This is a genomic window from Exiguobacterium sp. MMG028 (assembly GCF_027947425.1).
Classification (GTDB): Bacteria; Bacillota; Bacilli; order Exiguobacteriales; family Exiguobacteriaceae; genus Exiguobacterium; species Exiguobacterium aestuarii_A.
Map to the genome: position 1 here is coordinate 521,133 of NZ_JAQJIN010000001.1, position 21,943 is coordinate 543,075.

Consider the following 21,943-nt stretch of genomic DNA (forward strand, 5'->3'; position numbering starts at 1 on the left):
GTTCGCCTGTTTACTCTTCGTTTTTCTTTTCTGGTAATACTTTTGTGAGCGTCTTTTCCGTCTTTTCGGCCAAGTATTCCGAGAACCGGAATAAAATGATTCCCACAATGGCTGACACGAAAATATAAAGACCGACAAACAAGTTGATGGCCCCGTTTGAAAGGGCGGTAAACAAGATGGAGAACTCGCCACGCGGAGCGAGAGAAAACCCCGCCTCATTCGCCTGGACACGAGATAACCCGTAAATTCTTCCTCCGACGCGACCGACAATCCACTTAGATAAGACGCCCCAAACAATCAAGACAAAGAATAAAGTGTTAACGATGACACCTTTCTCCAAGTTGATTGAAATTCCGAATGAAATAAAGAAGATTGGGAGAAACAAGTCACGAACGGGTACCGTCAAACGTTTGAGCGGACGAACGTCATGGATATCCGCAAGCATGATTCCGGCAATGAATGCTCCTAAAATCTCAGATAGACCAAATACCATACCGATTCCGGCGAAGAAGAGAATGAGTCCGATGAGCCCGATACTCGCATCATCCTGACGTAAAAGGTGTTTCGAGAACTTCTGTTGTTTCGACACAAAGCTAGATCCGATAAACAATAATACCCCAAAAATTAGAAATCCTGCGAACACTTTCCCGATATCTGTCATGGCGACCGGTTCCTCTTGAATGATGAATGGCGCAATCGTCAATAACAGTGGTGCGAATATATCTTCAAAAATAAGTAGAGCAAGGACGAATTCTTTAATATCTTCATGTTTTTCGGAGTGGCGCTCAAGTAGTTTAGCTGAGATTGAAGAGCTCGTCGCATATAGAACGGCACCAATCAAAAAGGCGCGAGGAAAGTCCAATCCAAACAGTAAGGCGATTCCGAATGAGACGCCGAACGATAGGACGATGTCTAATACGCCTGCTTTCCATACCTTTCGCATGCGCTTCCATAATTCTCGTAACGGAAACTTTAACCCTAGAAGGAAAAATAATAGGATGATTCCAATTTCACCGGCAATTTTGAAAACTTCGTTTCCGTCCCAGAAAAAACCGACTCCAACACCGATGGCGATAAATGCTAAAATACTTGGAAAGTATAGACGTTCAATCAGGAGACTGAAGACGGAGATAAGCGTGAGCGCCAGTCCAAGCAACACGATGATGTTCAATCCATCCATAAGTCATCTCCTTCGTTGAAGTGTGTTAACTTTCTAGTTGATTCCATTGATACTCCATTCCGACTGATTCTGGCCGTGAATAATCAAAGCCGAATTGACGATACAAGCCATCAGCAGGAATATCGGCAATCAGACTGATGATGGCCGTCTCATCTGCCTCTTTTAGAATCCACTCCATTAAATTTTCCATGATTAATTTACCAAGACCAAGTCCTTGGCATTCTGGATCGACGACGATGTCGACTAGATGAAAGACCATCCCGCCGTCCCCGACGACACGCCCCATCCCGACAATTTCATCATCTAAATATAAACAGACGCCAAATAGCGTATTCTTAAGTCCTTTGACTGTACTTTCATCTGAGCGTCGAGGCATCCCCGCCTTCACCCGCAACGACTGATGTTGCTCCGGTGTTGGTGTCTCAACTTTTACAGTGACTTCATTGACCATACTAAAATCCCCCTCTACACAAGTTGATATTACTTTCCCGCTATATTGAATGAGTAAACCTTGATTTATGAAAATAGCTGTCGGCATAATGGAAAGAAGACAGGGGGAATAGCGGATGTTACACGGACAATCCATCTTACCGGCGATCCGAGATATGCGCGATTTAGAGCGATTTTTATCGAGCAAACTCGAATTGGGTGTTCTGCTTGAAATTCATATGAGTCGGTTGGAGTCGATTTTCAAGTTGTTAGAGAAACATCAGAAAAAAGTATTTGTTCATATGGATCTGATCCAAGGAATGAAAGCGGACGAATTTGCGACCGAATATGTCTGTCAGACGTATAAACCGTTTGGTATTATCTCGACGAAAGGGAACGTGATTGTACGGGCAAAACAAAATCATGTGTTGACGGTGCAACGGTTGTTTTTAATTGACTCGACATCGTTTGAAAAGAGCATCAAGCATATTGAACGATCAAAACCAGACTACATCGAGGTGCTACCTGGAATCGTGCCGAAGTATATTCGCCGAGTACAGGAGAGAACTGGTATACCTGTATTTGCAGGAGGGTTGATTGAGACGACGGAAGAAGTGAATGCAGCCCTTGCTGCTGGAGCAAGTGTCATCACGACCTCAAATCGTAAACTGTGGACTGAGTAAGCCACATTCGGGTATACAATCTTCTAGGAGGGATGAACAGATGAAAGACGTTATGATCATTACAGGTGTCACGCAAGGGATTGGCTATGCGCTCGCAAAGGAGTTCGCAAATCAATATGAAGTTGTGGGCTTGGACATTGGTGAAGACCCGAATATAAAAGGGGTGTCCTTTTACCAAGTTGACCTTGGCAAGACGGAAGCGCTACAGGGTGTATTCGAAGACATAAAGTCACGTTTTGGACATGCCCATGTGTTGATTAACAACGGGGGAATCGCTTCTCTCGTCAAACCGATTGACGAACTTGAAATCGATACGTTCAAACGAGTCATCGACGTCAATTTAGTAGGAACGTTTACTTGTGCGAAATACTTTTTAGAATTGAACAAAGATGAGTCATATGGTCGCATCATCAATATGGCATCGACGCGTGCCATGCAAAACGAACCGCACTGGGATGCGTATGGGGCTTCTAAAGGCGGGATTGTCGGTTTGACTCATTCGCTTGCCATCTCATTGAGTGATCGACCGGTAACTGTGAATGCGATTAGCCCGGGCTGGATTCATACATCAGACGAAGTGTTACGAGAAATCGACCATCGTCAGCATCCTTCAGGCCGCGTCGGCGAACCTGATGACATCGGCCGAGCGGTACGGTATCTGATTGACCGGAACAACGACTTTGTCAACGGTCATAATCTCCTCGTCGATGGTGGGATGACGAAGAAAATGATTTACGAAGAGTGATAAGACTATATACCTAATTATAGAAAGAATTTATGTTATTTATGCCTAATTCCGGGTAAGTAATAGAAGAGTTTTCATCCGGAAGAAGGGGGAGGGTGACATGAACCCGCTCATAGAAGAAGCGCTTCGCTTTTCATCGATTCGTCATGGAGGTCAGCACCGGAAGGGGTCATCGATTCCATTTTTGTCACACCCATTTTCGGTCGCATTATTGCTCGAAACGGATCACCAACCACCAACGGTCGTTGCAGCAGGACTTTTACACGATTTAATTGAGGATACGAAAACGGATCCTCAAGAAATCTTAGCTAGATTCGGTCCGGACGTATTACGTCTTGTACTTGCTGTATCTGAGAAGAACCCTAATCAGACGTGGGAACAACGAAAACAGACGACTCTTGAGCACATCTCATCGTTACAATTCGATGAGGTCGCACTCCTCGTAGCGGATAAGCTACATAATCTTCGTTCCATCCGTTATGATCTAGAGACGGAAGGGATGACGGTGTGGCAACGTTTCAAACGTCCGATGCGAGATCAGTCTTGGTACTATCATCAGTTGTTACGTGCATTCGAACCGTTTCGTAGTTCGACGGATTTGATTGGCTTGTATGAGCAGGAACTTAATTCCTTGTTTTATGGTGAAAAGAATGTAAAAAATCAGAAAGTAGTGAGACTCTTTGAATCCATCCTAACCTGTTTCACAGAAGATGAATGGGTTCAAGAAGCGGCACCTCTCTGTCAGACTGCATATGAGTTAAAGGAAATTGTTGCTCGTGATGCTGTAGATGATGAAGAGAATGAGGCGTTTCGACAGCAACTAGAGCGAGCGGGTTGGACTTATCCGATGCTACCGCCTGAGTTAGCCGCGATGCAAGAACTCGGTTATCGAACGGCTATGGATGCATCGGATTTTGTCACGCTCATGCGTCGCTCGATTGTCAACTAGGCTTGTTCATGCTATAGTCAAAAGGAAGATAAAAAGGGGAGTAGCGACCACAATCGTGGTCGATGGGTCGTCATTACAGTGCGCATGCACTCGGTCCATCGAGCTTTTACAAGTCCGCAAGACCTTTTTATGGGCGTTTTTGTCGTCCATAAAAAGGTCTTTTTTGTTTACCCAAGGAGGAGAAAAAATGGTATTTGTTTATTTCTTATTAGCTGCGGCCATCACGGTCTACGCCGCAATCAAGTTGTCCACATACGCCGATGTCATGACGGAAAAGTCAAAAATGGGCGGAATGCTCGTCGGTACCGTTTTGTTGGCAGGTGCGACGTCATTACCTGAAGTGACGACGAGTATCTCGGCTGTCATGATTGACAACCCAGACATTGCGATCGGAAACATGCTCGGGTCTAACTTGTTCAATATTTTCATTTTAGCGATGTTTGATCTATATTTCCGCCAAAAGCAACTCTTTAACTACGCGAGCCGTGATCATTTGTATACGGCCGGACTTGGTCTATTGCTGACCGTCACGACGCTAATTGCCTTGATTGTCCGGGTCGATATGACGTTTATCGGAATCGGTGTCGACGCACTCTTGATCGCCATCCTTTACGGGATTGGGATTTATTACATTGGGAAGCAACCAAAAGAGCCGGTCGCTGAACAGGAAGTGGAAGAAGAGGTTGTCGTCGGTAAGTATGAAGATATCACGTTGAAACGAGCTGGATTCGGATTCTTGATTGCGGCAGTGGTGATCATGGCAGCCGGGACAGCACTCTCCATCACAGGAGACCAGATTGCCGTCGTCACGGGACTTGGTTCAAGTTTTGTCGGGAGCTTTTTGATTGCCGCATCGACGTCATTACCTGAGGCGGTCGCCGTGTTTATGGCGCTCAAACTTCGAAACGTTAACTTGGCATTCGGTTCGATCCTCGGTAGTAACATCTTCAATATGCTCATTATTGCCATGTCGGACGTTTTCTATCGCAACGGTTCGATTTTGGCAGACGTCTCGACATCACATCTTGTGTCAGCGGTCGGAATCACGATTCTATCGATTCTCGTCATGTACAGCGTCCTTCGTCAGAACGTCACCTCGAAGGTACGCTACGTCATTCCTTCATTACTCGTCGTCGTCGTGTACTTTGTTTCGTCGTACTTGATTTTCGTCGGATGATATCATGCATCAGCTTCTCGCTGATGCATTTTTTTGTGGGAATGTGATGCGGTCGCTTCGGGTATAAAGAAAAGGAGAGGAGGGGTGGCGATGCAAATGCATGAAGTGGGAATACGGAAGGCGTACTCGATTCTAATCCCGGCCTATAACCCTGACGATGCACTCGTCACACTTGTAGAGCAATTGAGGGCGAGCGGATTCTCGACAATCATCGTCGTGAATGACGGAAGTGATGCATCGTCCGATTCAGTCTTTAAGACGGTGGCCTCAATCGTCGACGGTGTGTTATCGCATGAACAGAACCAAGGGAAAGGCGCGGCGCTGAAGATTGGATTGAAGTATATTGCGGAGACCTATCCTGACAAGCTAGGCGTCATCACGGTTGATGCCGATGGACAGCATTTACCTGAGGACGTCGTCAATGTGTATGAAGAGGGAGTGAGCAAACCGCATCATCTGATCATGGGATGTCGTGATTTCAGTGGGGACAAGATTCCTCTTAGAAGTCGGTTTGGGAATCAGGCGACACGACTCGTCATGTTGATTGGGAGCGGGTTAAAACTGAAAGACACACAGACCGGTCTACGTGCCATACCGATGCGATATGCGAGACAATTGCTCGACATTCCTGGGAACCGATATGAGTTCGAGATGAATATGCTGACATTCACAAAGCGCTTGCAGGTCCCGATTCAACAGACGACCATCCAGACGGTATATGAGAATGAAAATGACTCGTCCCATTTCAGACCGATTTTAGATTCGATTTTGATTTATCGCATGTTTTTCATGTACTCCTTGTCGTCCGTCGCATCTTTCGTGGTCGACGTCGGGATGTATGCAGTCTTCATCTATTTATTATCACCGTACTTCGATACAGCTCATGTCATCGCTGCAACGGTACTCGCACGAGTCATTTCATCTTTATTCAATTATCTCGTCAATCGGAAAGTTGTCTTTCATTCGAAAGCACGACGATCACTGTCCAAATATTTTTCACTCGTCGTTCTCCAGATGGGAATTTCGGCATTATTGGTATATCTCTTGTTTCTACTATTTAGACAAGGCGAAGTCATCCTAAAAATTGCCGTCGACAGTTTTCTCTTTTTCGTCAGTTATTACGTTCAAAAACGATGGATCTTCAAAAAATAACCGGTCATGGGCTCATGACCGGTTTAATATGCGAGTGTACCTGTTTTTACGGACGTATAGCGATGTAGCTCTCTCGGGCTTGTAATGCCGGTTTTCTGCATCATATCACGCATGAGAAGAGCGCATACGCGAGCGTCTTCTGCGGCATCATGATGAATAAACGGCACGTTCAAGTATTCTGCCATCGTGTTCAACTTGTGGTTCGGGAGTCCTGGATACAGTTTACGTGATAATTTGACAGTGCATCCAAACTCAATTGTAGGGAAATCGAATAAATCATATTTCACAATTGCCTTTCTTAAGGCACCCATATCAAATGAGGCGTTATGTGCGATGACGAGGTCGACTTCTCGTAAAATCGGGTAAAGAGAGGCAAGTACTTCCGGTAACGCAGGGGCATCCCACACGTCACTCGGACGAATGCCATGAACCCGTATGTTCCCCATATCAAAGTCTTCCTCTGGATTGACGAGTCGTTGATCAGTTTCGATCACTTCTCCATTTTGCAGGATGCTCCACCCGACTGAGCAGATGCTACGGCTATCTCGATTAGCGGTCTCTACATCGAGAGCGAGGATGGTATGTTGCATGGTTCACCTTCTTTCTTCACAATAAAAAAGTCTAACAGAAAGTTAGACGAATGTCGTGCTTAAGCGGCGACGAGGGTACGGCAAGCTTCCGCACAGCGCTCACACGCTTTTGCACAAGCCTGACAGTGGTCATGCAAGTGACGGCCACATTCGACGGCACATGTATCACATACCTGAGCACATAAGGCAACGATTGGTTTTGAGAAGGCTGAATCTGTTTCTAAGGCATTCAATGCGAGCGAACAGATGTCGGAACACTCACGTGTCAATCGGATGCATTCAGTGAACATGTGTAAATCTTCTTCTTGTAAACTTTTTGAGAAACAATGGTTACAAGCGCGCATGCATTCGATCACGCTCGTCAATGTCTCTTCAACAGATGTGCGTTCCATCAAAAATTCCCCCTTATATGAAAAAGTCTATCTAACATTACCCGTTCAGAAAGGGGTTGAATCGCATCATGCCAATAAAAAAGCCACACCTCATTCGAGATGTGACAAATTAATGGAGCATAGGGGGCTCGAACCCCTGACCTCTACGCTGCCAGCGTAGCGCTCTCCCAGCTGAGCTAATGCCCCGTTCGAAATCATTATATCATCGTAGTATTCGACATGGCAATTCCCTTTTGCAATTTAGGTTTATAAAATTGGATACGTGGGAATTCCATGTTAGACGTTATATTAAGAAAGCAGGTGTGCTTTATGGAAATGATTCTTTTGGCACTCTTACCGGCACTCATGTGGGGAAGTATTCCACTCATCGTGTCGAAAGTGGGAGGAAAACCGATTCAGCAGTTAATCGGAACGACCATTGGGGCGATGATCATGGCGGCCGTGATTGCCCTCGTATTCCGACCGGAGTTCACGACACTCGCCATCGTGACCGGATTTATCTCAGGGGCGTTCTGGGCGCTCGGTCAATATTTGCAGTTCCAATCGTTCCAAATCCTAAGCGTCTCCAAAGCGATGCCAATCAGTACGGGAATGCAGCTCGTCGGGACGTCTCTCTTTGGGGTCATCGTTCTCGGGGACTGGCAGACGACGACAGAGCTATGGTTAGGGTTCTCAGCGCTCGTCTTGATTATCATCGGGGCGACGATGACTTCGTATCAACAGAAAAAAGACAAAGATAGCGCCGGTGCGTTGAAGAAGGGGTTACTCGTCTTATTCGTTTCAAGTATCGGTTACGTCACGTATGCGGTCTTGACGAACTACTTTGAAGTAGAAGGCATCACGGCGATTCTTCCACAATCGGTCGGGATGTTCATCGCAGCACTTCTCTTCAGTATCCGTGAGAAGGACGTGAAGAAATTCGATCCACGTACGTTCAAGAATATTTTAGCCGGGATTGCCTGGGGGATTGGGAACTTCGGTCTCTTCGTCTCGAGCGGAGAAGTCGGGATTGCGACTTCATTCGCTTTATCTCAATTGAACGTCGTCGTGGCGACACTCGGTGGGATCTATCTCTTGAAAGAAGAGAAGACGACAAAGGAACGCGTCTATGTCTTTATGGGAATTGGCTTGATTGTCGTTGCCGGATTTATGCTTGGGATTGCCAAGAGCTAAATTTCAATGATGAAATGATAAGAACCCTGAATGTGCACTCGTGCTAGCGTGCCATTCAGGTTTTTTTGATTAGCGATATTAAGGGAGAGCAGGAGATGATGTGACCGATAGGGAAGTAATGCCTACTCATGTAATCTACATGGTACAGGGTACGTAACACATTCAGGATTGCTCGGAAAATTGCAGAGTAAAGGGGAAACGAATCATGGAATCAAACGTAGTGACGATATCAACGGTCGTCGATGCACCAATCGACACTGTCTGGAAACTGTGGACAGACCCAGATCATATTAAACAATGGAATCATGCGTCTGACGATTGGCATACGACCGAAGCGGAAAACGACTTACGGATTGGCGGGAAATTTCGAAGTCGGATGGAAGCAAAAGATCAAAGCATGGGCTTTGATTTTGAAGGAGTGTATGAAGAAGTTAAAGTAAATGAGCTCATTCAGTATCGTCTTGACGATGAACGGAGAGTTAGAATTTCATTTGCTTCAGAAGGGAATCAGACGAAAGTGATCGAGGTATTTGATACAGAATCGATGAATCCGATTGAATTGCAACGACAAGGCTGGCAGGCAATTCTCGATAATTTCACTCGATATGCGAATGGTAAGAGTGTATAAAAGATAAACAGATGCTTTGAACAGCAGCTCCCTTTTCAATGATATGAACAAGGTTTTGGAGAATACTGAGCGATGCGATGATTTTGAGTGGTGTTTAAGCGTCTTTCATCGAGTTGGAGTAAATAAATCCGTGCACATGGTCCGTTGTGGTGGGCGCTCATATATGTGCAAAATGGGCTTGTCCGAATTTGTTAGTAGAGTTTCGTCAACTAAATTATTTCGTTCATTCTTTTCTCGATGAGTTAGAAGTCGCTCAGCTCGAATATTTTCCTGTTGAATGTGCGCTCAAGTTGACTCGCTGTACCTTCTTCAAATCGATAGGGAAATTCGAAAGGACTCATATACTATCGGGGAGATTTAAAAAATGGATATAGCACAAAAATTAATTAATACTCTACTAGACACAACTATAGATGATGCTGTTAGAGATGACGCAGCCATAGATTTAGGTTTCACATCCAACAATGAGATGGTAGAAGCCGCATTATTAAGTATCGCGAATGATCAAACGACAGAAGAAATGATAAGAGCCAGCTGTGGAGAATCTTTAGCTCAAATTTGGTTAACAAATCCAAATTTTGAATGTAATAAAATTAATTTGTTAGATGGAGTTGCCTTTGAAGAAGCAATTGCTTTGATAAAAGTTCAAAATCCTCTTTTATACAAAAAGATAAAAGACAGTTGCTTATAATGGTTACTCTATATGTAAGATAAATGATAATCCTTTTAACCACTATTAAAGCGGAACAAACCCTTTTATGGAATAAATGAGTTAAACAAAGTGAGGCTAGATTATTACTATTCCATTTTAGAACTTTTCAATAAAAAGAGGGGTTCGGTCATCAATTTTTGGTGACTAGACCCCTTTTTTACACTTCTGCCGATGATTTTGGCGATAAACTTCCGTAGGTGCACTGAATGGACTTTTTGAGAGAAGTCGTTCTGTAGAGAATGGGAAGAATTTTAGACGTGATGAACGAATGACTACTTGATGACTATACGTTCGAAGGATTGGTTCGGTTCGTCCGGACGGTGTTCTCGTTCTCGGGAGTGATGGAACACTCCGAGTGGATGCGTGTGTCGCCGATAAGAAATATGTTCCTTACCTTTCAGACGGGAGGCACGGAGCGCAAGAGAAAAGTCAAATACAAGGATTTGGGACGTCTGCTTACGCTCTAATTGAAATTAAGAGAGAAAAGTGTAAATTGATCATATTGAGTTATACTAGATATAGTCAACATATGATCCAGTATCATCATATCCATAAACTCGAATAGCATCCTCAAGAACCTTTCCAGGGACATGAACTTTTTGAAGGATATCTAAAAGGTCTTTTCGGAGTTCCTCGGTGTCCGCCTTAATTTCTAACCATTCAATGTATTTGTAGTTCCCAAGTCTGAAATGATAATACCACTCAGCATCCCACATTGTAATATAGCCGGTTTCAATATCTTTTGTCCGCCATTGGAAGTGATTAGGAGTATTGCACATTGCTTCTCTAATTTCTTCCCACTTTGTATTATTCATCACTGGATGGGAGTAATAAGAGTTCATTTTAATCATTCTCCTCTTTTTTCAACTTGCGTTGTCTAATCCGCCACATCATCGACGTTATAAACGCTGCCCATCCACCGAGTACAAGGATATAAATTGCCAAGAAAAACACAAATTCTCCATAGTCTTCGAGCTCTTCGAATGGATTCTGAATAATTATCGGTTCGGATAGTATGCCCACCACCATTAATGGAATGAAGAATAGAAAGAAACGTTTCCAAAAGTAATGTTTATATGGTTGTGACAACGTCTGCTCCATAATCGTACCTCCTCAATTGAATTACACTTATTTACATATATGATAGCATGTTCTCAATTGATGTTGGATGATTGGTCTTTATTTTTTCAGGTAATCTCAAATGAAAAGAGGGTGGCCGATTCATTCAGTCACCCTTTAGTCAATTCATTCACTTGTTAAAGTCAGTTCTCCCGTCCCGAACGTCGCGCTGAACGCACGACACCAGATGACAACTGTGTTGTACTCTTCTAGATTCACATCCGCAGGGACTAAATAATTTTGATTCCCGATGTTTCCTTTTAACGATCCTAAACTGACGCCTTCGGTTGTCTCTTGTCCTGGCTTCGTCAAATAGACAAATAAGTCAGGTCCGTTCGTTGTCTCGAACTCTTCAAATCGGAGATACGTCCCGTCTTCTGCCTCGACGGAGCGAATCGTGCCCGTCGTCTCATAATTTTTCTCCCCGTCCATGAACACACCCGCTACTTCGGTTTGACTCGGTTGTGCTTCCGGTGTCTCGGTTGTCTCTTCCTCTGTCTCTTCTTCTGGAACAGGCGTCTCAACAGCTGTCGGTGGTAATCCTTCATCGACGGTCTCTGTCAAGAAAAGCGGTGAGATAAGCCACCAGGCGACGGCGATCACGGCTACGCCGATCACACCGATGATGAGTTTCGTACTAGTTTTCATGTATGAGTCCTCCTTTTCGGATAGATGAACCATTAATAGCCTTTTCCCGATTCATAAGCTTATAAAAAGACGCGAATGCTAAAATTCGCGTCTGATGACCGTTATACGGTTTCAGTCCAGTTCTCTTCGATGAACGTGTCCCGTCCTGAGATGGCCCGGTCTTCTTTATAGTGCTTCGGATTCTTTTTATGGTAATCCTGGTGATACTCTTCCGCTTCGAAGAATGTCGTCGCCGGAGTGATTTTTGTGACAATCGGTGCCGTGAAGCGACCACTTGCCGCTAATACGTCTCGACTCGCCTCAGCCGCGATTCGTTGTTCCTCCGTGTGATAGAAGATGGCTGGGGCATACTGAGGTCCACGGTCTTGGAATTGACCACCGTCATCGGTCGGGTCGGTCTGAATCCAATATAGCTCGAGGAGACGCTCATATGAGAACAGAGATGGATCATATGTGATTTGAACGACTTCTAAATGACCAGTCGTTCCCGTTTTGACTTCTTCATACGTCGGATTGTCGATCTGTCCGCCCATATAGCCGGATACGATTCCTTCAATCCCTGGTAGTTCTTCAAAAGGTGTTACCATGCACCAAAAACAGCCACCTGCAAATGTTGCTTTTTCCATCTTGTCGTTCCCTCCAAATCGTATTTCAACAAAAAAGCGCTCACGTCGGATGACATGAGCGCTCTCGTCATATCGTCCAAGGTTTCCCTTGCTGGTCGTAGCACCTTGCCTATGGCAGGTTGCTGTGAAGTCATGGAGCCAGATCTCTCGTTCACTCTTGATATCGATATGTAGTTGGTGAGAGCATCATACCACCCTCAAAATACTTTCGTCAATGATTCGGTTTTCGCTTTAACTGAAAAATCGTCAAGACGATGATGAATCCGATCAACCCGATCGAAATGAACGGACCATACGGCACATTTTCTCCGTATAACTGCAAGAAAAATAGACCGAACACAGCGAGTAGCACGAATATATAGGAGCGTGTCATAGGAACCTCCTGTTTTTTCTTAAGTGTAACAAGAACACATCGACTTGGCGATACGAAAAGGAAATCAGGCATAGAGCACGAATAAAGTTGGGAGAGATAAAGGAGGAATGTAGGATGGAACAAATCCAATTACATGAACTGACGATTGAACGTGCACATCGTGGGTATAAAGAAGGACAATTCACGGCACGAGACATAACAGCGTATTATCTTAGAAGGATTGCTGCATATAATGAGCGACTTCATGCCGTCATCCAGGTAAATCCGGACGCCCTGTTCGAGGCAGAGGCAGCAGACCGGGCATATAAAAAAGGAGTACGCAAACCGCTCCTCGGCATCCCCGTCTTAATCAAGGACAATATCGAGACAGCCGGTCTGATGCGTACGACAGCAGGTGCCGCCGCCATGCGACATCATTTTGCAGGTCGAGATGCCGAGCTCGTGAAACGATTGCGGGATGACGGGGCAATCATTCTCGGAAAAGCGAACCTGTCCGAGTGGGCGAACTTTTTAACGGAAGATATGCCGAATGGTTGGAGTGCTGTTGGCGGACAAACGAAGAACCCTTATGGCGACCAATTAGATGTCGGGGGATCGAGTTCTGGATCGGCTTCGGCGGTTGCGGCAAACCTGACACTCCTTGCCGTTGGATCTGAGACGAGCGGCTCGATTGTACACCCGAGTGTGCATAATAGTATCGTCGGAATCAAGCCGACCGTCGGCTTGATCAGTCGTTCAGGAATCATTCCGATCTCACGTTCTCAGGATACGGCTGGACCGATGGCGCGTACCCTTCGTGATGCGGTCGTTGCCTTGCAGACAATGTGTGGTGAAGATTCGGCTGATCCTGCGACATGGGAAACTCCAGTCGGACCGCCTTATGTGACATGTCTCGATGTCCGTCAAGCGGTCGGGATGCGTGTCGGATTTATCAAGCCAAATCTTTCAGACGAAGAAGTCGGTTTGTATGAACAGGCACTTCGATTGCTGCGTCAAGCCGAGGTTGAACTCGTCGAGATCACGTTACCGAAACACGATGCATTAGAACAGGCAGATATTTTGTTTGATGAATTCAAGCTTGGGATTGAGGCGTATCTTGCGAACACAACTGTGCCATTTAAGACGCTTTCCGACTTGATCGAATGGAACGCGGACCACCCCGAATCGATTCCGCACGGGCAGACCATCTTTGAACAGTCAGATGCACGTTCAGGGCGTCTCGTCGAAGCTAGTTATCTCGACCGTCGGATTGATGATGTTCATCTCGCAAAAGTGGACGGAATGGATGAGCTATTAAAAGGACAAAAACTGGACGCAATCGTCCTGCCACATGACATGAACTATGACATGGCTGCGAAAGCAGGACACCCGACAATCACGGTCCCTTATAAACGAAAAAAGAGCGGGGCCCCGTTCGGTCTATCGTTCACGGGAACGAGCTTTGCGGAACGAGATTTGATTCGTGTCGCTTATGCGTTCGAACAGTTCATCACACGACCGACGCCTCCAGATTATTCGTAAGTTGCACCCGTCTCTGACGTCCGCTACAATGGTACGTATGCGGATTAGAGAAAGGACAGGTTAGAATGAAATCATCTATATACGGGTTGACGTTCGATCAGCTCACAAACGAGTGCACGGAAGCAGGATATGGTGCCTTCCACGCACGTCAAGTCTGGGACTCGCTCTACATCGATCGAGTCAAATCGATGGACGCGCTGAACGTCCGTGACGAAGTACGCGATTACTTAACTGAGAAATATGTCATCTCGACACAAGAACTGTTCGTCAAACAAGAAGCGGGCGATGGAACGGTCAAATTTTTACTTAAATTGCATGATGGTCACTATATCGAGACGGTGCTCATGCGTCATAAATATGGTCGCTCGGTCTGTGTGACGACACAGGTCGGTTGTAACATCGGCTGCAGCTTCTGTGCGAGCGGCTTGTTGAAAAAGACACGTGATTTGACGGCTGGTGAGGTCGTCGAGCAGATCATGACTGTCCAACATTTCCTCGATGGAGAAGGAGAAGGGGACCGTGTCAGTCATATCGTCGTTATGGGAATCGGTGAACCGTTCGATAACTTCGATAACTTGGTCGACTTCTTGCGCGTCGTAAAAGATGAGCGTGGTCTTGCAATCGCCCCACGTAAAATCAACGTGTCGACGAGTGGTCTTGCTGACAAGATTTATAAGTTTGCGGACCTCGACTTACGCATCAATTTGGCGCTATCTCTCCATGCGCCGAACGATGAGCTCCGTACACGAATCATGAAAATCAACCGGGCGTTCCCGCTTGATAAACTCATGCCGTCGATTCGCTATTACGTCGAGAAGACGAATAAGCGGATCACATTCGAGTATATCTTGCTCTCAAAAGTGAATGATTTACCGGAACATGCGGAAGAACTCGCGGACTTGATTGAAGACATCAAAGACAAGTCTTATATCAACTTGATTCCGTATAATCCGGTCAACGAGCATATCCAATATGAGCGAAGCACACCGGAAGATATCATGGCGTTTTATGATATCTTGAAAAAGCGTGGCGTCAATACGGGTGTCCGTCTCGAACACGGGACAGACATCGATGCAGCTTGCGGTCAGCTCCGCAGTAAGCATATGAACGTCGAAGGCGCGAAGTAATCAAATGGCCTCTCCGAATTTCGGGGAGGCCATTCGCTTATCGTTTTTGTCCGACATATTGAATCACAGCTGATTCACCGTGATGGAGTGATCCCTCTTCTCGCCAAACGACCGTCTCGTGCAAAAGGAGAGGTGCGAAATCGTCATTTAGTTGGTGGAACATCTCTTCGGTGTAAAGAAGGGAGAAGTCTTTTGGTCCACCTGTCCCGTAGGCAAGTTGATTTGTAGAGTACACTTCAGTCAGGAATACGCCACCAGGTCGTAGTATTTTTTGAATACCGGCGAGCACCTTTTCTCTGACTTGTGGTGGGAAGTGGCCGAAGATGCAGATGACTAGGTCATACGTATCTTGCGACCAGACCGCTTCATTCAAGTCAATCTGCTTCGTTTGAAGGGTGACGTTTCGTGAAGTCGCCAAGCGCTTCGCTTTTTCGAGTCCTATTTTTGAAGCGTCCCACATCTCGACGTTGAAGCCGAGCGTGGCGAGCCAGACTGCATTTCGTCCTTCCCCCTCTGCGATGGCCAATACATGTTTTCCTTCAATTTGATGAGACGTGAACCATTCACGTAAAAACTCGTTTGGCTCTGTCCCATACACATAATCCTCCGAGCTAAATCGTTCATCCCATTTAGACAAGACATTCACTTCCTCTCTATTTTTCTTTCACTATAGCAAATCGAACGGACGACGGTGAAAATCCATCACGATTTTCTGAATTCATGCATAGTCCAGATGGGAGAAGGGAATAGATTTCTGAACTAATGGATAGAGTGGAGGCTAAGTAATGGAGAGAGTAGATGCGTCGTTATGGATTCGGGTACGAAATACGCTTGGTGAAGGTCCTTGTTGGGATGCTGAATTGAAGCGTTTTTATTGGGTAGATATTGAAGGTCATACGTTATGGTGGTATGACGAGCGAGAAGACGAAATCTCTTCTTTCGAGGTCGGAAAACAAGTCGGTTTTGTCATACCAAAAGTGACGGATGGTGTCGTCCTTGGGTTGAAAGACGGAATCTATGAATGGGATGAAATCAATCGAGATCTAAATAAGATTGTCGAGTTGGATGACCCTGATGGTCGATTACGTTTCAACGATGGGAAAGCTGATCCATATGGTCGCATTTTTGCAGGTACGCTTCACCTTGAGGATGAAGAAAACGAAGCGACATTGTATCGAGTCGATCGAGATGGAACGACAACAACACTTATGGACGGGTTGACACTTTCGAACGGGTTGACATGGTCCCCTGACCATTCCGTTTTCTATCATATCGATACACCGACTGAAAAAATTCGGAAGTATGATTTTGATTTGAAGTCAGGAACGCTCTCGAACGGAGAGGTCGTCGTTGATTTTTCAGAGGAAGAAGGCTTTCCTGACGGGATGACGTCCGACTCTGAAGGCTGTCTATGGATTGCACATTACGCTGGTGGAAGAGTGTCACGTTGGGACCCTTCGACAGGTAAAAAATTATTGGAAGTGCATGTTCCTGCACCGAATGTCACCTCATGCGCCTTTATCGGGGATGGGCTTAATCGATTAGCCATCACGACGGCTCGTGAAGGAATGGATGAGGAGGCGCTTGCCGAATATCCAGATGCGGGATCGGTATTTATCGTCGACACAGAAGTGAAAGGGATGCCATTGTATCGTTTCGGTCGCTGAGGAGGAAATACGATGGTGAAACGACTGTTGGTTCGAGCAGGTATTGGGTTGGCAGTTGCTGCAGCAGTTAAGATGGGGATTCAAAAGATCCAAGAAAATCGAGCACGTGAAAAAGACCATTCGTACCTCGACCCAAAGTGGGATGAGGTGCCGAGCGTCGATTCAGACAAAGACGAGGATGAAGTCGGATTGACTCAACTCGACTCGATTTATCGGGCTGAATGGCAGGCGAATGCTTACCCGCGCTCAGAAGCAGAACGAAGAGCGTTGGAAGAATGATTATACTTTCTTCGAAAACACGTCCGTGTGGCGTGTTTTTTTGTTGACAAAAAGATGTTCCCATTCCATTATATAAAAAGTAATCATTACGATTTAAATGGAGGATATATCATGAAACGAATTCCAATTACGGTACTCTCTGGGTATCTTGGTAGCGGCAAGACGACACTGCTTAACCACATCTTACATAACCGAGATCACAAGAAATATGCCGTCATCGTGAACGATATGAGTGAACTGAATATCGATGAAAAGTTGATCGAGCAAGGAGGATTCTCCCGGACTGATGAAAAATTAGTCGAACTTTCGAACGGATGCATCTGTTGCACGCTCCGAGAAGATTTGTTGACAGCCGTCTATGACTTGACGAAAGATCGCGAGCTAGATGGCATCATTATCGAGTCTTCTGGTATCTCTGAGCCGATTCCCGTTGCGCAGACGTTCACGTATGCCGACGACGCGCTCGGGATCGATTTGACGAGCCGTGTCTATATCGATGCGATGATCACTGTCGTCGATGCGTACCGCTTCTTCAAAGATTTCAATTCCGGTGAATCGCTTATGGAACGCCAACAAGCCGTCGATACAGGTGACGTACGTGAAGTCGTCGACCTTCTCGTCGACCAAGTCGAGTTTGCGGACATCATCGTATTGAACAAGGCGGACAGGGTATCTGAAGAAGAACTGCAGGAGATGAAGGGCTTACTGAAAACGCTCAATCCGAGTGCTAAGTTGTTGACGTCGACCTACTCGAATGTGGCGTTAGACGACCTACTAGACGTCCGGTTGTTCGATTTTGACCAAGCGATGCGCGCTGCAGGTTGGATTCAAGAACTCGAGTCGGAAGAACATACGCCGGAAACGGAAGAGTATGGCATCAGTTCGTTCGTTTACCGTCGGCGTCGACCATTCCATCCTGAGCGTTTGATGAATTGGATGGAACATTACCCTGAAGAAATCGTTCGTGCCAAAGGTTTCTTATGGATTGCGACACGAAACGACCTCGCTTGTCTGTTTTCGCAGGCTGGGTATGCATCAACGCTCGAACATGCGGGTCGTTGGTTAGCGACACTTCCGGAGAGTGAACGAGAGGCTATGTTTGCAACCGAACCAGAACTGCGCGAAGACTACATCGAGCCGTACGGAGACCGACAGAACGAATTGGTCCTCATCGGTCAACGAATGGACCGGGAGACGGTCGAGCGGTCACTTGACGCTTGCTTGTTGACGGATGAGGAGATGGAAACATCGTGGGATACGCTCCATGATCCGCTCCCTGGTACGGGTCAATTCGTCACGTATTCAGATTGACCGTTTACAAAAGATTAAAACATCGCTATACTGTGACTGCATAAGTAACCGCATATTAATGACTGCACTAGGGGTGCTTCGGCTGAGATGAGAGCATGGCTCCGATCCCTTATAACTCGATCCAGATAATACTGGCGTGAGGAAGTGCGGCACTTTCTCTATGCAAGTTTGTATAGATTTTGTTGCTGCATTCTCATGAATGCGGCTTTTTTTATGCAAACACATTTAGAGGGGGAAATAGAATGAATGAATCATGTGGTACGAGTCCGATTGTCGGGTTTCGATTCACACTGAGCCCGATGACAGACGATTTTGTCGGGACAATCAAAGGTGCTCTAAAACGAACGGATCTGTCAGGTGTGTGGAAACATACGGATGACGTGTCGACGGTCATCCGTGGACGAGTCGAGCATGTGTTTGACGTCGCTCGAACGGTGTTGAGTCTTGCTTCGGAGGAAAGGAAGCACGTCTCGATGAGCGGAACGTTCTCTGTCGGTTGTCCAGGAGATTCAACGGGAGATGAGGCACTCGAGGCTCCGAGCGAACCATCAAACGGTGCATCAAGAGACCAGTATGTGTCTTCGCAGTTCGCACTCTATCCGATGGGTGCTGACAATTACATGGAACTCATCTATGAAGAAATCGAGCAAGCAAAACAGGCTGGTGTCTATAACGAGTCGATGCATTATGCATCAGGCATCCATGGGAACTTAGATGACGTGTTCTCGTACTATGAGGGGGCTTTTAAGCGGACGCGCGAAAAGAACCGACATGTTGTCATGACGGTGACGTTCAGCGTAAATAGTCCGTCACATGGAGGGCGACATGCTTAAATCGTGGAAATTGAAAGAAGTCGTCCTTGTCTCCGTATTATCTGTTGTCTTCGCGGTCGTCTATTTATTGTTCGTTCATATCGGTAACTTGTGGGCAGGGTTGATCGGTCCCATCGCCTACGAGTGGATCTTTGGCATCTGGTTTATCGTATCGATTATCTCGGCATACATCATTCGCAAACCGGGGGCGGCATTCATCTCAGAAGTGATGGCCGCAACGATTGAGATGTTGATTGGGAATGCCATTGGGCCACGCATCATCTTGGTCGGCATCGTTCAAGGTCTAGGGGCAGAAGCCGTCTTTGCGATGACGGGCTACAGACGTTATGAGCTATGGGTTCTTATGCTGGCCGGATTTGGGTCGGCTGTCACGAGTTTCGTCTATACATATTTCATGAGTGGGTTCGCGATGTTAGAGCCAGGTTATGTGGCGACGATGTTCGGGCTAAGAGCCGTCAGTGGGATGGTCATCGCTGGGATCGGTGGGAAGTTGCTCAGTGACCTATTGCTGAAGACAGGATCACTTCGCGGTTATGCGATTTCACGAAGTGGGAACGTCCATGGTTGAGACAGAGTCACTTCATTTTCGATTCCCAGAGAGTTCTGAGGCGATTCTTGAAGACGTGACCGTTTCAATCCGTCAAGGTCGTACGATTCTTAGTGGGGCGAGCGGGAGCGGGAAGTCGACACTTCTCGCGCTATTCAACCGTCTCTATCCGGAGAATTGTGACGGAATCCTTGATGGTAGACTCGAACTACTTGGACGATCATACGACGACTATGCACCTGGCGAAATCAATCAGCGGGTTGGGACGGTGTTTCAAGACCCGGATACGCAATTTGTCATGGAGCGGGTGGAAGAAGAACTGATCTTCACACTTGAGAACTTGTCGACACCTGTCTCAGACATCGAACAACGCGTGACGGAAATCCTCGAATCGTTACAGTTGAGTGATTATCGAAACCGAAAAATCGATTCGTTGTCAGGCGGACAGAAACAGCGGATTGCTGTTGCGTGCGCTCTAGTCGGAAGACCGGAATGGCTACTGCTCGATGAACCGTTGACGCATCTAGACCCAGTGACCGCGCAAGAATTTGTAAAATGGCTCGACAAGATGAAAGACCTGAACGTCATTGTCGTCGAGCATCGCCCTCATCTATGGGGGGATTACTTTGACTGGCATATTGAGTTAGAGCGAGGGTGTGTCGTTAGGAATGAATCATTCCGTCCGGTCGAGGATTTTGCATTCGTGAAGTCGAACGCGTCACTCTCAGCTATTCAACGCTACAAGGTTAAAGAGGTCAGACGTGATTCGTTTCAGCTCAACGAGACGGTGCTCCACGTCCGGGCTGGAGAAGTGATTGCCATTCTCGGACCGAATGGGAGCGGGAAGTCGACATTTTTAAGAAGCTTAACAGAACACGATCATCGGGTCGGACTCGTGCCACAATCACCAGAACATCTATTTTTTATGAACTCCGTTGAGCGAGAGTTGCAGTTTGGTCACGAAACATCAATTGAGACCGTGTTATCTGACATGGAGCTTCATAATCAGAGATTCCTCCATCCGTTATCCCTTAGCCATGGTCAAAAACGGAGGCTCGCAGTTGGAATCCAGTCGCTATCGAATAAGCAATTGCTTGCATTCGATGAACCGACTGCAGGTCAGGACGAAGCGTCACTCCATGCACTCGAGGCGCTGATGAAGCGGCATGCGGAACAAGGGCAGACCATCCTGTTCGTAACCCATGACCTATCGTTCGCCAATATCGCCAATACGTTCTATTTGATGAAGGATGGGGAACTTTCGGGACCGTTCGGGGATGAACTATGGAAGAACACAGAGATGCTCCTTGATTATCGATTGCAAGGGAGGGGAGAAAGATGTCACTCCATGACATGAATCCGACGATGAAGTTTGTGACATTGACGGTCATCATGTTCGGTCTGGCACTGTTTTACAACCCTTGGACACCGCTCGTCATCATTGTCGGTACGCTACTGATTCAGCTGGTGGCGACAGACGTATCGTGGAAGAGATGGGGAATGTTCTTAATTCCATTTTTAATCACGGCGATCGGTACGTTTTGGACGACGCTCGTGTTTGGGAAAAATCTTGAGGGAGAGACGTGGATGACCATACTCGGTCAGGACATCACAGTTGAAGAGAGACGTGTTGCCGTTGCCCTTAGTCTTCGCGTCCTGGCGTTCACGGTCCTCTCCCTTCTTTTCATGATGACAACGGATTCAAAGCGATTCGTTATGAGTTTGATGCAACAGGCGAAATTATCACCGACGATTGCCTATAGTGCCCTTGTCGGGTTCCGTTTCATCCCTTTGTTGCAGCGTGAGCTACAGCAACTCCAATATGCACATCAGCTGCGAGGAATTTCGCTCAACACGAAATGGGAACGCCTTCGGCACGTTCCGAAATTACTGTTGCCACTCCTTGCCGGTTCGATCCGACGGGCAGAACGCATCGCCTTCTCGATGGAAGCGAGAGGGTTCACGAGTGGAAAACGAACGATTTATGACAAGGTTGAGGTCAAATCAAGTGATTTTGTTTGGTCAGGTGTATTACTAGCGTTATTTGGAATCGCCATCTGGGCGGGCATATAAAAAGGAAGG

At 46.4% G+C, this 21,943-nt stretch carries 27 protein-coding genes, 1 tRNA gene and 2 riboswitches; of the genes, 17 read left to right on the forward strand and 11 right to left on the reverse strand.

Annotated features, from left to right (window positions below):
• Positions 1–10: 10 nt before the first annotated feature.
• Both PJK55_RS02785 and PJK55_RS02790 read right to left on the reverse strand, forming a co-directional pair.
• A complete protein-coding gene (locus PJK55_RS02785; RefSeq protein ID WP_214874462.1) occupies positions 11–1,180 on the reverse strand; it encodes a cation:proton antiporter in 1,170 nt (389 codons plus the stop codon).
• A 25-nt stretch (positions 1,181–1,205) separates the two neighbouring features.
• Positions 1,206–1,631, reverse strand: coding sequence for a GNAT family N-acetyltransferase (locus tag PJK55_RS02790; protein ID WP_271304717.1), 426 nt, complete (start codon positions 1,629–1,631; stop codon positions 1,206–1,208).
• A 115-nt stretch (positions 1,632–1,746) separates the two neighbouring features.
• Here PJK55_RS02790 and PJK55_RS02795 point away from each other — a divergent pair, with 115 nt between their 5' ends.
• The 5 genes from PJK55_RS02795 to PJK55_RS02815 all read left to right on the forward strand — a co-directional run bounded on the left by PJK55_RS02795 (position 1,747) and on the right by PJK55_RS02815 (position 6,315).
• Positions 1,747–2,292, forward strand: a complete 546-nt coding sequence (locus tag PJK55_RS02795) for a glycerol-3-phosphate responsive antiterminator (RefSeq protein WP_271304718.1) — start codon at positions 1,747–1,749, stop codon at positions 2,290–2,292.
• Between the two features lie 40 nt (positions 2,293–2,332).
• The gene (locus tag PJK55_RS02800; protein ID WP_271304719.1) at positions 2,333–3,037 is read left to right on the forward strand and encodes an SDR family NAD(P)-dependent oxidoreductase; all 705 of its coding nucleotides are present in this window, start codon (positions 2,333–2,335) and stop codon (positions 3,035–3,037) included.
• A 100-nt stretch (positions 3,038–3,137) separates the two neighbouring features.
• Positions 3,138–3,986, forward strand: coding sequence for an HD domain-containing protein (locus tag PJK55_RS02805; RefSeq protein WP_271304720.1), 849 nt, complete (start codon positions 3,138–3,140; stop codon positions 3,984–3,986).
• Between the two features lie 187 nt (positions 3,987–4,173).
• Positions 4,174–5,163 (forward strand): sodium:calcium antiporter, encoded by a 990-nt coding sequence (locus PJK55_RS02810; protein WP_271304721.1) that lies wholly within the window; start codon positions 4,174–4,176, stop codon positions 5,161–5,163.
• 90 nt (positions 5,164–5,253) lie between these two features.
• Positions 5,254–6,315 (forward strand): bifunctional glycosyltransferase family 2/GtrA family protein, encoded by a 1,062-nt coding sequence (locus PJK55_RS02815; protein WP_271304722.1) that lies wholly within the window; start codon positions 5,254–5,256, stop codon positions 6,313–6,315.
• Between the two features lie 23 nt (positions 6,316–6,338).
• Here the strand turns inward: PJK55_RS02815 and PJK55_RS02820 are convergent, their stop codons facing one another.
• From PJK55_RS02820 to PJK55_RS02830, 3 genes are all read right to left on the reverse strand, one after another.
• On the reverse strand, positions 6,339–6,905 hold the full coding sequence (locus PJK55_RS02820; protein ID WP_271304723.1) for a 3'-5' exonuclease: 567 nt from the start codon (positions 6,903–6,905) through the stop codon (positions 6,339–6,341).
• A 59-nt stretch (positions 6,906–6,964) separates the two neighbouring features.
• Positions 6,965–7,297, reverse strand: coding sequence for a four-helix bundle copper-binding protein (locus PJK55_RS02825; protein WP_271304724.1), 333 nt, complete (start codon positions 7,295–7,297; stop codon positions 6,965–6,967).
• Between the two features lie 113 nt (positions 7,298–7,410).
• Positions 7,411–7,483, reverse strand: a tRNA-Ala gene (locus PJK55_RS02830).
• Positions 7,484–7,606: 123 nt separating this feature from the next.
• On the opposite strand from PJK55_RS02830, the gene PJK55_RS02835 reads away from it, so the two are divergent.
• The 3 genes from PJK55_RS02835 to PJK55_RS02845 all read left to right on the forward strand — a co-directional run bounded on the left by PJK55_RS02835 (position 7,607) and on the right by PJK55_RS02845 (position 9,789).
• Positions 7,607–8,470 (forward strand): GRP family sugar transporter, encoded by an 864-nt coding sequence (locus PJK55_RS02835; protein ID WP_271304725.1) that lies wholly within the window; start codon positions 7,607–7,609, stop codon positions 8,468–8,470.
• Positions 8,471–8,675: 205 nt separating this feature from the next.
• Positions 8,676–9,098 (forward strand): SRPBCC family protein, encoded by a 423-nt coding sequence (locus PJK55_RS02840; protein ID WP_271304726.1) that lies wholly within the window; start codon positions 8,676–8,678, stop codon positions 9,096–9,098.
• A gap of 364 nt (positions 9,099–9,462) precedes the next feature.
• Positions 9,463–9,789 (forward strand): hypothetical protein, encoded by a 327-nt coding sequence (locus tag PJK55_RS02845; protein WP_271304727.1) that lies wholly within the window; start codon positions 9,463–9,465, stop codon positions 9,787–9,789.
• A 533-nt stretch (positions 9,790–10,322) separates the two neighbouring features.
• Here PJK55_RS02845 and PJK55_RS02850 read toward each other — a convergent pair.
• The 5 genes from PJK55_RS02850 to PJK55_RS02870 all read right to left on the reverse strand — a co-directional run bounded on the left by PJK55_RS02850 (position 10,323) and on the right by PJK55_RS02870 (position 12,576).
• Positions 10,323–10,652, reverse strand: coding sequence for a DUF6678 family protein (locus PJK55_RS02850; protein WP_271304728.1), 330 nt, complete (start codon positions 10,650–10,652; stop codon positions 10,323–10,325).
• A gap of 1 nt (position 10,653) precedes the next feature.
• On the reverse strand, positions 10,654–10,911 hold the full coding sequence (locus PJK55_RS02855) for a hypothetical protein (RefSeq protein ID WP_271304729.1): 258 nt from the start codon (positions 10,909–10,911) through the stop codon (positions 10,654–10,656).
• A gap of 144 nt (positions 10,912–11,055) precedes the next feature.
• On the reverse strand, positions 11,056–11,577 hold the full coding sequence (locus PJK55_RS02860; RefSeq protein WP_271304730.1) for a DM13 domain-containing protein: 522 nt from the start codon (positions 11,575–11,577) through the stop codon (positions 11,056–11,058).
• A 101-nt stretch (positions 11,578–11,678) separates the two neighbouring features.
• Positions 11,679–12,203 (reverse strand): peptide-methionine (S)-S-oxide reductase MsrA, encoded by a 525-nt coding sequence (msrA, locus tag PJK55_RS02865; RefSeq protein ID WP_271304731.1) that lies wholly within the window; start codon positions 12,201–12,203, stop codon positions 11,679–11,681.
• A 67-nt stretch (positions 12,204–12,270) separates the two neighbouring features.
• Positions 12,271–12,370: riboswitch (SAM riboswitch) on the reverse strand.
• 44 nt (positions 12,371–12,414) lie between these two features.
• A complete protein-coding gene (locus tag PJK55_RS02870; RefSeq protein WP_214692576.1) occupies positions 12,415–12,576 on the reverse strand; it encodes a hypothetical protein in 162 nt (53 codons plus the stop codon).
• Between the two features lie 114 nt (positions 12,577–12,690).
• Here PJK55_RS02870 and PJK55_RS02875 point away from each other — a divergent pair, with 114 nt between their 5' ends.
• Positions 12,691–14,097, forward strand: coding sequence for an amidase family protein (locus tag PJK55_RS02875; RefSeq protein WP_271304732.1), 1,407 nt, complete (start codon positions 12,691–12,693; stop codon positions 14,095–14,097).
• Between the two features lie 65 nt (positions 14,098–14,162).
• Complete coding sequence (rlmN, locus tag PJK55_RS02880) at positions 14,163–15,224, forward strand: 23S rRNA (adenine(2503)-C(2))-methyltransferase RlmN (RefSeq protein ID WP_214692573.1); 1,062 nt, start codon at positions 14,163–14,165, stop codon at positions 15,222–15,224.
• Between the two features lie 37 nt (positions 15,225–15,261).
• On the opposite strand, the gene PJK55_RS02885 is transcribed toward rlmN, so the two are convergent.
• Positions 15,262–15,870 carry a class I SAM-dependent methyltransferase gene (locus tag PJK55_RS02885; RefSeq protein ID WP_333781791.1) on the reverse strand — a complete coding sequence of 203 codons (609 nt, stop codon included), beginning with the start codon at positions 15,868–15,870 and terminating at the stop codon, positions 15,262–15,264.
• A 139-nt stretch (positions 15,871–16,009) separates the two neighbouring features.
• On the opposite strand from PJK55_RS02885, the gene PJK55_RS02890 reads away from it, so the two are divergent.
• From PJK55_RS02890 to PJK55_RS02920, 7 genes are all read left to right on the forward strand, one after another.
• Positions 16,010–16,891 (forward strand): SMP-30/gluconolactonase/LRE family protein, encoded by an 882-nt coding sequence (locus tag PJK55_RS02890; RefSeq protein WP_271304734.1) that lies wholly within the window; start codon positions 16,010–16,012, stop codon positions 16,889–16,891.
• 12 nt (positions 16,892–16,903) lie between these two features.
• Positions 16,904–17,170, forward strand: a complete 267-nt coding sequence (locus PJK55_RS02895; protein ID WP_271304735.1) for a hypothetical protein — start codon at positions 16,904–16,906, stop codon at positions 17,168–17,170.
• A 111-nt stretch (positions 17,171–17,281) separates the two neighbouring features.
• Entirely contained in the window at positions 17,282–18,481 is a 1,200-nt protein-coding gene (locus PJK55_RS02900) for a GTP-binding protein (protein ID WP_271304736.1), read from the forward strand.
• Between the two features lie 59 nt (positions 18,482–18,540).
• A riboswitch (TPP riboswitch) is annotated at positions 18,541–18,641 on the forward strand.
• A gap of 82 nt (positions 18,642–18,723) precedes the next feature.
• Positions 18,724–19,314, forward strand: a complete 591-nt coding sequence (locus PJK55_RS02905; RefSeq protein WP_271304737.1) for a YkoF family thiamine/hydroxymethylpyrimidine-binding protein — start codon at positions 18,724–18,726, stop codon at positions 19,312–19,314.
• Positions 19,307–19,882: an ECF transporter S component gene (locus PJK55_RS02910; RefSeq protein WP_074034359.1), complete on the forward strand. Its 576-nt coding sequence runs from the start codon at positions 19,307–19,309 to the stop codon at positions 19,880–19,882. Before PJK55_RS02905 ends, PJK55_RS02910 begins: the two co-directional genes overlap by 8 nt.
• On the forward strand, positions 19,875–21,218 hold the full coding sequence (locus PJK55_RS02915; protein ID WP_271304738.1) for an ABC transporter ATP-binding protein: 1,344 nt from the start codon (positions 19,875–19,877) through the stop codon (positions 21,216–21,218). Before PJK55_RS02910 ends, PJK55_RS02915 begins: the two co-directional genes overlap by 8 nt.
• Entirely contained in the window at positions 21,200–21,934 is a 735-nt protein-coding gene (locus PJK55_RS02920) for an energy-coupling factor transporter transmembrane component T family protein (protein WP_271304739.1), read from the forward strand. Before PJK55_RS02915 ends, PJK55_RS02920 begins: the two co-directional genes overlap by 19 nt.
• The last annotated feature ends 9 nt before the right edge of the window (positions 21,935–21,943 follow it).

Excerpts from the sequence above, each read along its gene's own strand:
- PJK55_RS02815 (WP_271304722.1), top strand. The coding sequence starts at position 5,254 with ATGCAAATGCATGAAGTGGGAATACGGAAGGCGTACTCGATTCTAATC.
- PJK55_RS02835 (WP_271304725.1), top strand. The coding sequence starts at position 7,607 with ATGGAAATGATTCTTTTGGCACTCTTACCGGCACTCATGTGGGGAAGT.
- PJK55_RS02795 (WP_271304718.1), top strand. The coding sequence starts at position 1,747 with ATGTTACACGGACAATCCATCTTACCGGCGATCCGAGATATGCGCGAT.
- PJK55_RS02785 (WP_214874462.1), bottom strand. The coding sequence starts at position 1,180 with ATGGATGGATTGAACATCATCGTGTTGCTTGGACTGGCGCTCACGCTT.
- PJK55_RS02845 (WP_271304727.1), top strand. The coding sequence starts at position 9,463 with ATGGATATAGCACAAAAATTAATTAATACTCTACTAGACACAACTATA.
- PJK55_RS02870 (WP_214692576.1), bottom strand. The coding sequence starts at position 12,576 with ATGACACGCTCCTATATATTCGTGCTACTCGCTGTGTTCGGTCTATTT.
- PJK55_RS02850 (WP_271304728.1), bottom strand. The coding sequence starts at position 10,652 with ATGAACTCTTATTACTCCCATCCAGTGATGAATAATACAAAGTGGGAA.
- PJK55_RS02840 (WP_271304726.1), top strand. The coding sequence starts at position 8,676 with ATGGAATCAAACGTAGTGACGATATCAACGGTCGTCGATGCACCAATC.
- PJK55_RS02810 (WP_271304721.1), top strand. The coding sequence starts at position 4,174 with ATGGTATTTGTTTATTTCTTATTAGCTGCGGCCATCACGGTCTACGCC.
- PJK55_RS02790 (WP_271304717.1), bottom strand. The coding sequence starts at position 1,631 with ATGGTCAATGAAGTCACTGTAAAAGTTGAGACACCAACACCGGAGCAA.
- PJK55_RS02895 (WP_271304735.1), top strand. The coding sequence starts at position 16,904 with ATGGTGAAACGACTGTTGGTTCGAGCAGGTATTGGGTTGGCAGTTGCT.
- PJK55_RS02800 (WP_271304719.1), top strand. The coding sequence starts at position 2,333 with ATGAAAGACGTTATGATCATTACAGGTGTCACGCAAGGGATTGGCTAT.
- PJK55_RS02825 (WP_271304724.1), bottom strand. The coding sequence starts at position 7,297 with ATGGAACGCACATCTGTTGAAGAGACATTGACGAGCGTGATCGAATGC.
- PJK55_RS02890 (WP_271304734.1), top strand. The coding sequence starts at position 16,010 with ATGGAGAGAGTAGATGCGTCGTTATGGATTCGGGTACGAAATACGCTT.
- PJK55_RS02905 (WP_271304737.1), top strand. The coding sequence starts at position 18,724 with ATGAATGAATCATGTGGTACGAGTCCGATTGTCGGGTTTCGATTCACA.
- PJK55_RS02900 (WP_271304736.1), top strand. The coding sequence starts at position 17,282 with ATGAAACGAATTCCAATTACGGTACTCTCTGGGTATCTTGGTAGCGGC.
- PJK55_RS02875 (WP_271304732.1), top strand. The coding sequence starts at position 12,691 with ATGGAACAAATCCAATTACATGAACTGACGATTGAACGTGCACATCGT.
- PJK55_RS02910 (WP_074034359.1), top strand. The coding sequence starts at position 19,307 with ATGCTTAAATCGTGGAAATTGAAAGAAGTCGTCCTTGTCTCCGTATTA.
- PJK55_RS02860 (WP_271304730.1), bottom strand. The coding sequence starts at position 11,577 with ATGAAAACTAGTACGAAACTCATCATCGGTGTGATCGGCGTAGCCGTG.
- PJK55_RS02915 (WP_271304738.1), top strand. The coding sequence starts at position 19,875 with ATGGTTGAGACAGAGTCACTTCATTTTCGATTCCCAGAGAGTTCTGAG.
- msrA (WP_271304731.1), bottom strand. The coding sequence starts at position 12,203 with ATGGAAAAAGCAACATTTGCAGGTGGCTGTTTTTGGTGCATGGTAACA.
- PJK55_RS02805 (WP_271304720.1), top strand. The coding sequence starts at position 3,138 with ATGAACCCGCTCATAGAAGAAGCGCTTCGCTTTTCATCGATTCGTCAT.
- rlmN (WP_214692573.1), top strand. The coding sequence starts at position 14,163 with ATGAAATCATCTATATACGGGTTGACGTTCGATCAGCTCACAAACGAG.
- PJK55_RS02855 (WP_271304729.1), bottom strand. The coding sequence starts at position 10,911 with ATGGAGCAGACGTTGTCACAACCATATAAACATTACTTTTGGAAACGT.
- PJK55_RS02920 (WP_271304739.1), top strand. The coding sequence starts at position 21,200 with ATGTCACTCCATGACATGAATCCGACGATGAAGTTTGTGACATTGACG.
- PJK55_RS02820 (WP_271304723.1), bottom strand. The coding sequence starts at position 6,905 with ATGCAACATACCATCCTCGCTCTCGATGTAGAGACCGCTAATCGAGAT.